Raw genomic sequence first — 8,337 nt, forward strand, 5'->3', positions numbered from 1 at the left:
CATGTCCCTGACTCTCGATCAGCTCCGTGCCGACGTGGCCGACGTCCTCGGCGAGGACCCGGCCGACATCCCCGCGGACGAGAACCTCGTCGACTACGGCCTCGACTCCGTACGCCTGATGACCCTCCTGGGCCGCTGGCGCCGCGACCACGGCGTCACGGCGTCCTTCGCGGACCTGGCGGAGCAGCCCGCCCTGGAGAAGTGGGTGCCGCTGCTCGCGCAGGGGGCGTGAGGATCACGCTTCCTTCGTGAAGACGAGCACCTCGGTGGAGGCGAAGCCCACGGGAGCCAGGAAGCTGGCTTCCAGGCCGCAGCCGAGGGTCGCGAAGAGGTCCACGCACGCCTGGCGGGGCATGGCCGCCGGATAGGAGTCGTGCCCGTCGCCGCCCTTCGCCACCCAGGCGCGCATCGTGGCGGGGTCCAGGCACGCCTCCGTCATGACGTCGAAGACGATCCGGCCACCGGGCCGGGTGACCCGCGCCATCTCGAAGAAGTAGCGGGCGGCGCTGAGGAAGGTCACGGTGTTGAAGACCTTGTGGGCCTGGACGAGGTCGACGCTGTTGTCGGAGGTCGGGGCGAGACTGCACTCCGCGGTGGGCCGGGCGGTCACCTTGAAGGTGTCCACCAGGTAGGCGGCCCAGGGCGCCGCCGTCTCGTAGATCTCGTAACGCCCCGGCGAGCACTCCTTGAGCGTCTTCTCCAGGTACCGCCCGGACCCGGGGCCGATCTCGAGGACCGTGTCGGGGTCGGCGGCGAACACGCCGAGAGCGCGTAACTCGTCGATGGTGGACTGGGTGGCGCCGGGCGTGCCGTTCATGACTTCGTCGAGGTAGTCGCCGACCGACAGACCGGCCGCCCGCGCGGCCCGCATCGTCGCCTCGAAGGGGAGGAAGTCGTCCACCCCACCCCGGTTGTCGATGCTGCGCACGATGTCGTATCCGGCGCGCCCCAAGAGCTTCTTGATCCCTGATTTCCACATGGGGTTCCCCTCCCTGGTGCCCTCGTCGGGCACGTCTCACAACGGTTGGTCATGCCTGGGAGCACGCCGAAGTCACGGGCGTGCGTGATGACGTGGTGCGGTGAAGTGCCCTGGCCCTACGGGGCGCAGGGCTGTGCGCGGTGGAGCAGGACCACGAGTGCGCGCGGTCTCGGCAGCGTCGCGGTCGGCCGGGGCGCCCGGCCGGGCTTCGGCAGCGCATCGTCCGTGCGGTGCAGGACGAGGCTGATGGCGTACAGCAGGGGCGTCCGCCAGTGGGGCGCGGGCGAGTGGCCCGTGCCGCGGACGAGGTGGACCAGGGCGAGGCCCGCGAGGACGTTCAACGCGGCCATGGCCAGGGGGTGATGGTGCCAGGCGGCCGGGAGCCGCGCGTGGCCCTCCGGCCGGGCCGCGGGGATGTCCGCGACGGTCAGCCCCAGCCAGCCGGGCACCAAGGTCTGTACGGCGGTGACGGCGAGCGCGGCGCCCACCAGGGCAAGAGCGACCGCACGGACGGCGGTGCCGCTCGCGGGCGGGCGGTGGCCCGGGCCGGGGTGGTCGCGCTCAAGGTTGGCCGACATAGCCGGACCATCATGGCGCACTCGTGCGCGGCTCTTGGCGCGAATACGGCATTCCGCTATTTGAGCGTAGAAGTTGGGTGGTTGTCCTCCGGTGGGCGCGGGCTCAGAGCGGGCTCACTCGACCCAGCGGTGGGTCAACTGCCGCCGCGGTGCCGCGTCGACGTCACGGGGCGGGCGTACTGACTCAAGGAAACCGGGACTTGTGCGCTCACCCGAGGCGTGTCGCAGGCGGGTCCGACCATGCCGTCTGCGACAGCCCTATGCTTCTACTCGCCTGTAGAGAGAAGCACACGCACAGAAGGAGTGAACGCCACGATGGTGTTCAAACGGCTGCTCGGCTCGCTCGGTGTGGGCGGTCCCACCGTCGACACGATCCTCGATCCGGGCGCGGCACTGCCCGGCGGGATCCTGTCGGGCCAGGTCCAACTCAAGGGCGGCAGCGCCGACTTCGACATCGAGCACATCACGCTGGAGCTGGTGGCCAGGGTGGAGGCCGAGCACGAGGACGGCGAGAGCGAAGGCACCGTCACCTTCGAACGGTTCACCGTCGGCGGCGGGTTCCGACTCGCCGAGGGCGAGCAGCGCGGCGTGCCGTTCAGCGTGACGCTCCCCTGGGAGACCCCGGTCACCGAGCTGTACGGCCAGGCCCTCGGCGTCGTCCTCGGCGTGCGCACCGAGCTCTCCGTGGCGGGCGCGAAGGACAAGGGCGACCTGGACCAGCTCGCGGTGGGCCCGCTGCCCGCGCAGGAAGCGATCCTGGAGGCACTGGGCCAGCTGGGCTTCGGCTTCAAGTCCGCCGACCTGGAGTACGGCCGCATCGGCGGCACCGGGCAGCAACTCCCCTTCTACCAGGAGATCGAGCTCTCCCCGGCCCCGCGGTACGCCCACGCCGTGACGGAGATCGAGTTGACCTTCCTCTCCCACCCGGGCGGCATGGAGGTGGTCCTGGAGGCCGACAAGCGCGGCGGCCTGTTCTCCGGCGGCCACGACACGGTCACCCGCTTCACCGTCGGCCACGACGGCGTCGAGCACCAGGACTGGAACAGCGTGGTCGACGGCTGGATCCAGCAACTGGTCGAGCACCGCGCGTCGTACGGATCGCATGCCTCGTACGGCCACGGGGACCCCTACGGGGCCGGACACGGACACGGCCACGGCCACGGCCACGGCGACCACCATCACGGGCACGAGGGTCACCGCCGCTCGGGCCCCGGCATGGGCACGGCGGTCGCGGCGGGCGCGGCCGGGCTCGCAGTCGGTGTCGTCGGCGGCATGGTCGCGGCCGAAGTCGTCGACGAGGTGGGGGACTTCTTCGAGGGCGAGGAAGACGAGGGGGACGAGGAGTAGCCGTACGGGGGGGGAGCGGAGAGCCCGGAACGGCCTGAGAGCCCGACGCAGCTGACGCGACTGACGCGACTGACGCGACTGACGCGACTGACGCGACTGACGCGACTGACGCGACTGACGCGACTGACGCGACTGTAGAGGCTCCCCCTCCCCACCGGACCTGCGCGTCAGACCACAGCGAGCCGATCCACCAACAGCTCCACCCGCGCCCCGGTGTCCTCCGGCGGCAGCCGCCCCGCCCGGGTCAACGTCGCGAGCCCATGCAGGGCGGCCCAGAACGTCTCGGTGAACAGCCCCGGCGGAACCCCGTCCCCCGCGACCTCGCCGAGGCTCTCCAGCAGCGCGGCGAAGGCGTCCTTCAGCGGCTCCGGCGTGTCCTCCTGCGCGAACGCGAGGCCGCCGTCGAGCTGGAAGATGGCGTCGTACACCGCCGGGTTGCCTTCGGCGAAGTCGAGATAGGCGTGAGCGAGGGCGGCGACCCGCTCGCGCGGCCCGCTCGCACCGGCGGCCGCGGTGCGCACCGCCGACGCCAGCTCGGCGGCGCCCTGGAGGGCGACGGCGCCGATGATCTCGCGCTTGCCCCGGAAGTGGCTGTAGAGGACGGGCTGGCTGTATTCGATGCGCTCGGCGAGCCGCCGGGTGGTGACCGCGTCCCACCCCTGCCGCTCGGCGAGTTCGCGGGCCGTCGCCACGATGAGGCGCTGACGCTCCGCCCGTTCGCGCTCCTTGCGTTCCTGTACCGACATGATTCAAATCCTAGCACCGCTAGACATCCGAGCGTCAGCAGTACTAGCGTTGCTTCGACACCTAGCAGCGCTAGATCTCATCCCTGAAGGGACCGTCATGCTCAACGCACTTGAGGTCGTCACCACCGTGATCGTGGGCGTGATGGTGGGGGTGGAGTTCTCCGTCGCCTTCGTCATGAACCCGATCCTCAACGCACTCCCGGAGGACAGCGGCCAACTCGGCCATGCCCACGGGGGCCGGATGCTCGGCGCCGTGATGCCGGTCTGGTACATCGGCTCGCTCGCCCTGGTCGCGGCCTGGGCCGTAGCCGGATGGCACCACGAGGGCGCGGGCCTGGTCGTCACCGCGGGCGCACTGCTCGCCCTCAGCGTGGTCATGTCGATCCTGCTGCTGGTCCCGATCAACAACCGGAACAAGACGTGGACGCCCGAGAACCGCCCCGAGGACTGGAAGGAGCAGATGAACCGCTGGAACCGCTACCACTACGTCCGAGTCGCGGTCATCATCGCCGCCTTCACCTTGCTGGTCACGGCTCTCGCCTGAGCCGTCCCGACGCCCAACCGTCACCCATCCGCCGAAGCCCCGCAAGGAGAAGACCGATGTCACCGACGCGACCGATGTCACCGACGCCGCCGACGCCACCGACTCCGCTGAAGAAGATCAACACCATCCTGACCGCCGCCTTCATACTCTTCATCCTCTGGTTCGGGACGGAGTTCATCCTGAGCCCGGGGACGACGGCACCGGACTTCGGCCTGCCGACCTGGCCGTCGGGCGACGGCGGCGGCTTCCTGGTCATCAAGGGAATCCGCGACGTGGTCCTGGCCCTGGTCCTGGCCATCCTGCTGGTGACAGGCCACCGGAGGGCGCTGGGCTGGGTACTGCTGGTGGAGTCCCTAGCCGCGTTCGGCGACATGACCACGGTGCTGACCCACGACGGCTCCGTGGCCACGGCCCTGGGCGTCCACTGCCTGACCGCGTTGGCGATGGTGGCGAACGGCCTGCTGCTCATGCGCGAGACCCGCAAGACGGCGACCGCTCCGGCGGGGCCGGTCCCGTCCCCGCAGCCCGCCTGACACCGGGCGGCGGCGGACGGCGGGGTCGGCGGGGTCGGCGGGGTCGACGGGCCTCTCCCACTCCATCCCCTCCCTCACGTCCACCGCCAGAGTCATAGATGTCGCTTATGGGCGCATCAATCGGACACCTCTACTCCCGCGCGCCGTCGGCTTTGAAGCTGGGCCCAGCACCGCCGCACGACAGCACGCAAGGGATGACGCAGTGAAACTGAAGTACATGGCCGCGATCGCCACCGCCGCCGCGATGGCTCCGGCGTTCCTCGGGGCCGCGCCTGCGGCAGCGGCCGAAACCGTCGACGCGGCTGTGGCCGCGCCCGACCGGAGCGCGGCGGAAGACTCGGACAAGGAGTCCACGGCTCTGCCCGAGGATGCGACGGAGGGCGCTGCGCCTCCGGCCGACGAGGTCGACGGGGTCGCCAAAGCTGACGAGCCCGGCGCGGAGCCCAGCGCGGAACCCAGCGCCCCGGTGGCGGACGAGCCGAACGCGAAGCCCACGACCGGTGGCGGGCCCCCCGCCGCAGCGCCGATGGCTCCCAGCGCCTCCCCTGCTCCCCGGAGTGCGAAGGCCCGTGACTCCAGAGTCCCGGGCCTCAGACTGGAGGGGCTCCCGGAAGCCCTCGAGGCGGGCGGCGACTGGGCGAACTTCTCCGTCGTCATCGACAACCCCCACGACGAAGGCCAGGTCTGGAACCTCGACATGGCCATCAACACCGACGGCGCTCAGCTGTACGGGGACGACCTCCGAGTGCAGGTACAGGTCGATGGCACATGGCACGACGCCGTGGTCTCCAGCCCCCCTGACCTCGGCAACTACGACCTCGATCTGCTGGTGGAGTTCTCGTTGCCGATGGGCCGGACCACCGTCCCCCTCCGCATCCGCGCCGCGGCGGACGCCCCGCTCATCGACTTCTTCGTCGGCTCACGCGTCTATGACGAAGAGGTTCAGTCGGACGACGCCTACTGGGTGTGGTCGAAGATCGTCGTTCCTGCCGAGGGCGGGGAGAAGCCCGGAGACGGCGAGCAGTCAGAGGGCGGCGAGCAGCCCGAGGACGGGCAGAACTCTGGCGACGGCGAGAAGCCCGAGGACGGGCAGAAGCCTGGGGACGACGAGAAGCCCGAGGACAGCAGTCACGAATCCGGTGATGATCCGAAGCCCGGAAGCGGTCACGGGCCTGGCGCCGGTCACTCGGGCTCGGGGGAAATGAACGGCGACGACGGCGGCGACACCGCAGGTCCCGCAGGTCCCGCCGTTCCCGCTGCCCCCAAGGGCGGAAGCGCTGCCACAGTGCCGGTCGCCGAGGACCACGGCGCGGCCGCCGACACCACCCGCAACACCGCCGCCCCGGGCGCCTCCCTGGCCGAGACCGGCAGCGACGCCGCCGCCGGCTGGATGCTCGGGGCCGGCGGCGTGTCGATCGCCCTGGGCACGGCTCTGGCCACGACGGCCAACCGGCGCCGCCGCACCCACCCCTGAGTACCGAAGGACAACTCCGCGGAGTCGCCGGGCCTTTGGCGACGCGACGGCCCGCCGAACCGGATCATCGATGAAGGATTGCGTGAATGTTCGATCGGTGGGGTGTGTGGGATGTACTGCCGGACAGCGGGCGGCGGCGCTGGTCGCTGGAACCGTTCGAGAGTGTGGGCCCGCTGCGTTTCGGGATGCGGCCCGTCGATGTCACCACGGCACTCGGCGGCATCGCGCGGAGCCCCCAGCTCCATACGCGTGCGGCTCTGCCGGAGAACCGGTACGGCACGGTCAAGGGGGAGTGCTGGGGGCTGGGGCTGACGTTCTATTACGGCCTGGAGGAACGGCTGCGGGGCATAGCGGTCGACGCGCTGAAAGGCCCTCAGGTCTACGCGGACGGCATGGCGCTCGTCGGCCGCGCGCCCTCGGAGCTCGAACAGTGGATCGTCGATCGTTCCGAAATCCGCGAACCCTTCTCCGAGCTGTTCTACGTGAACCTCGGTGAACCCGGATCAGCGAGCCTCGGCGTGGTGGTCTGCGCCCAGCGGGCGGGCGACCGTCTGCTGACCCGGCCTGTGTTCCTCCCCTCGGAGGCCATGAACGCGCCCAAGCGCTACCTCCCCGCCGAGGTCTGGACGCCCCACTGACTCCGGGGCCTCCCTCGACACCCGTCCGTCCGCCCATCCGTCCGTACGCGGTCGCCCCTCCGCAAAAGGAAGAACAGTCATGCACACCGCAGCCGCGCACGCCATCTTCCTGGGCCATCGCACGCTGCCCGGGCAGCACCCCGTCGAAGTCCTGGTGACCGCCTCCTGCACTCCCGAGGAGCCCTGGTTCATACGTCTGCGCTGCATCGACGAGGAGGCCCGCGAGATCACCGCATGGAGCTTCTCCCGTGGCGCGCTCTTCGACGGCCTGACCAACCCCGTCACCGCCAAGGGCGTCACCGTCCAGCCCGTCGGCTTCGCCCTGCTGTTCACCCTGAGCGACGCCCGCACCCACCGTTCCCTCATCCAACTCGACCGCGCCGAGGTCGCCTCGTTCCTCGTCCGCGTCTGCCTCTGCGACCCCTGAGGTCCACGGCGATCCGCGGCACGGTTCCCCCGCCCCACGCAGGCCGACCCTCTCGAAGCCGACCTCCTCCCACCGCGTCCGCCCCATCCGCTACGCTGTGGTGGGCTGCTCACCAAAGCTGCCCGGTGCCTTGCGCTATGTGCAGGTGATCTCACTCAGAGCCCACCATCACGTTCCGCACAGGGCGCGCCTTCGTTGCCTTCGTGAGTGTGCCCGCCTCTCGCATCCCGTGGCCGCGCTTCGACCGCCGCGCCTACCTCCTGCTACTGGACGACCAACACCGACTCCTCCTGTGCGGCGACTGCTGCGGCACGTGGACGGTCCCACAGGTGCACATAAACGCCGGCGCCGACTTCCGCGGCTTCGCAACCCGCTTCCTGGCCGAGCACTTCCACGTGACTGAACCACGCTTCGGGGCCGCATACGGAGTCCATCAGTCCCGACTGGGATACATCTGGGAATTCGATCGCGTTACGGCTTCACGCGTTTCCCTTGTCCGCATCAGCGACGAGCAAGATGTCGCTATCACACAGGCGTCGTCGTCGCACGTTCGATGGAGGCTGGAAGAACTAAGGCGCCGAAGACGTCTGATCTACCCATAAGGAATCGTTCTGATTGCCACAGGGTACCTCGAGGGCTGGATTCCGGACGGCCCTGTTTCCCTTTACTGAACCCTTCTCATCCTGAGGATTTAGGGTGATTGAGGGGTTCGTGAGGCGGCAGGGCTCCTGATCGTTGCGCTGTTGATTTCACTCGCCAACGCCCTTAAAAAACACAGGAGCCTTGCTGGCCCTCGATATCAAGTCACGCAATCCATCCACCGTCCCTATATATAAGCTACCCGCTAGCCTGACCTTGAACTGTCCAGCCATGATTCGTTGCACTGGCACTCGCTCTACGAGCGACACCTCACGCCCGTAGTGATATCCGCCGAGCGGCAGAGGGTCCCGTCCACTGTGGATGGACCCCTCTGCGGACTGTCGTCTTGCGCACCTCAGCGCCCACGCCCCTCCCGCCGATCCACGGTTCCCCACATTCCCAGTTCCGAGGCTCTACCGCATGCGCCTCCAG

Annotated in this window: 10 protein-coding genes; 7 read left to right on the forward strand and 3 right to left on the reverse strand. The window is 69.5% G+C overall.

Translation table 11 applies throughout. The annotated features are described in order from the left end of the window. Position 1 precedes the first annotated feature (1 nt). Complete coding sequence (locus KY5_RS17345; protein ID WP_098243107.1) at positions 2 to 232, forward strand: phosphopantetheine-binding protein; 231 nt, start codon at positions 2 to 4, stop codon at positions 230 to 232. 3 nt (positions 233 to 235) lie between these two features. Here the strand turns inward: KY5_RS17345 and KY5_RS17350 are convergent, their stop codons facing one another. Beyond that, positions 236 to 979, reverse strand: a complete 744-nt coding sequence (locus KY5_RS17350) for a class I SAM-dependent methyltransferase (protein ID WP_098243108.1) — start codon at positions 977 to 979, stop codon at positions 236 to 238. A gap of 116 nt (positions 980 to 1,095) precedes the next feature. After that, positions 1,096 to 1,557 carry a hypothetical protein gene (locus tag KY5_RS17355; RefSeq protein WP_098243109.1) on the reverse strand — a complete coding sequence of 154 codons (462 nt, stop codon included), beginning with the start codon at positions 1,555 to 1,557 and terminating at the stop codon, positions 1,096 to 1,098. A gap of 315 nt (positions 1,558 to 1,872) precedes the next feature. Between KY5_RS17355 and KY5_RS17360 the strand changes: the two genes are divergently transcribed. After that, complete coding sequence (locus tag KY5_RS17360; RefSeq protein WP_098243110.1) at positions 1,873 to 2,904, forward strand: sporulation protein; 1,032 nt, start codon at positions 1,873 to 1,875, stop codon at positions 2,902 to 2,904. A 167-nt stretch (positions 2,905 to 3,071) separates the two neighbouring features. On the opposite strand, the gene KY5_RS17365 is transcribed toward KY5_RS17360, so the two are convergent. After that, positions 3,072 to 3,650 (reverse strand): TetR/AcrR family transcriptional regulator, encoded by a 579-nt coding sequence (locus KY5_RS17365; RefSeq protein ID WP_098243111.1) that lies wholly within the window; start codon positions 3,648 to 3,650, stop codon positions 3,072 to 3,074. A 97-nt stretch (positions 3,651 to 3,747) separates the two neighbouring features. Between KY5_RS17365 and KY5_RS17370 the strand changes: the two genes are divergently transcribed. From KY5_RS17370 to KY5_RS17390, 5 genes are all read left to right on the forward strand, one after another. Further along, a complete protein-coding gene (locus KY5_RS17370; protein WP_098243112.1) occupies positions 3,748 to 4,194 on the forward strand; it encodes a DUF1772 domain-containing protein in 447 nt (148 codons plus the stop codon). Positions 4,195 to 4,250: 56 nt separating this feature from the next. Next, the gene (locus tag KY5_RS17375) at positions 4,251 to 4,727 is read left to right on the forward strand and encodes a DUF4267 domain-containing protein (protein ID WP_234362759.1); all 477 of its coding nucleotides are present in this window, start codon (positions 4,251 to 4,253) and stop codon (positions 4,725 to 4,727) included. 202 nt (positions 4,728 to 4,929) lie between these two features. After that, positions 4,930 to 6,201, forward strand: a complete 1,272-nt coding sequence (locus KY5_RS17380) for a hypothetical protein (protein ID WP_098243114.1) — start codon at positions 4,930 to 4,932, stop codon at positions 6,199 to 6,201. 86 nt (positions 6,202 to 6,287) lie between these two features. After that, a complete protein-coding gene (locus KY5_RS17385) occupies positions 6,288 to 6,839 on the forward strand; it encodes a hypothetical protein (protein WP_098243115.1) in 552 nt (183 codons plus the stop codon). Positions 6,840 to 6,918: 79 nt separating this feature from the next. Beyond that, the gene (locus tag KY5_RS17390) at positions 6,919 to 7,266 is read left to right on the forward strand and encodes an SsgA family sporulation/cell division regulator (protein ID WP_098243116.1); all 348 of its coding nucleotides are present in this window, start codon (positions 6,919 to 6,921) and stop codon (positions 7,264 to 7,266) included. Positions 7,267 to 8,337: the final 1,071 nt, after the last annotated feature.

Origin of the sequence: Streptomyces formicae, from assembly GCF_002556545.1 — a bacterium.
Lineage (GTDB): Bacteria > Actinomycetota > Actinomycetes > Streptomycetales > Streptomycetaceae > Streptomyces > Streptomyces formicae_A.

Excerpts from the sequence above, each read along its gene's own strand:
- KY5_RS17345 (WP_098243107.1), top strand. The coding sequence starts at position 2 with ATGTCCCTGACTCTCGATCAGCTCCGTGCCGACGTGGCCGACGTCCTC.
- KY5_RS17350 (WP_098243108.1), bottom strand. The coding sequence starts at position 979 with ATGTGGAAATCAGGGATCAAGAAGCTCTTGGGGCGCGCCGGATACGAC.
- KY5_RS17355 (WP_098243109.1), bottom strand. The coding sequence starts at position 1,557 with ATGTCGGCCAACCTTGAGCGCGACCACCCCGGCCCGGGCCACCGCCCG.
- KY5_RS17360 (WP_098243110.1), top strand. The coding sequence starts at position 1,873 with ATGGTGTTCAAACGGCTGCTCGGCTCGCTCGGTGTGGGCGGTCCCACC.
- KY5_RS17365 (WP_098243111.1), bottom strand. The coding sequence starts at position 3,650 with ATGTCGGTACAGGAACGCAAGGAGCGCGAACGGGCGGAGCGTCAGCGC.
- KY5_RS17370 (WP_098243112.1), top strand. The coding sequence starts at position 3,748 with ATGCTCAACGCACTTGAGGTCGTCACCACCGTGATCGTGGGCGTGATG.
- KY5_RS17375 (WP_234362759.1), top strand. The coding sequence starts at position 4,251 with ATGTCACCGACGCGACCGATGTCACCGACGCCGCCGACGCCACCGACT.
- KY5_RS17385 (WP_098243115.1), top strand. The coding sequence starts at position 6,288 with ATGTTCGATCGGTGGGGTGTGTGGGATGTACTGCCGGACAGCGGGCGG.
- KY5_RS17390 (WP_098243116.1), top strand. The coding sequence starts at position 6,919 with ATGCACACCGCAGCCGCGCACGCCATCTTCCTGGGCCATCGCACGCTG.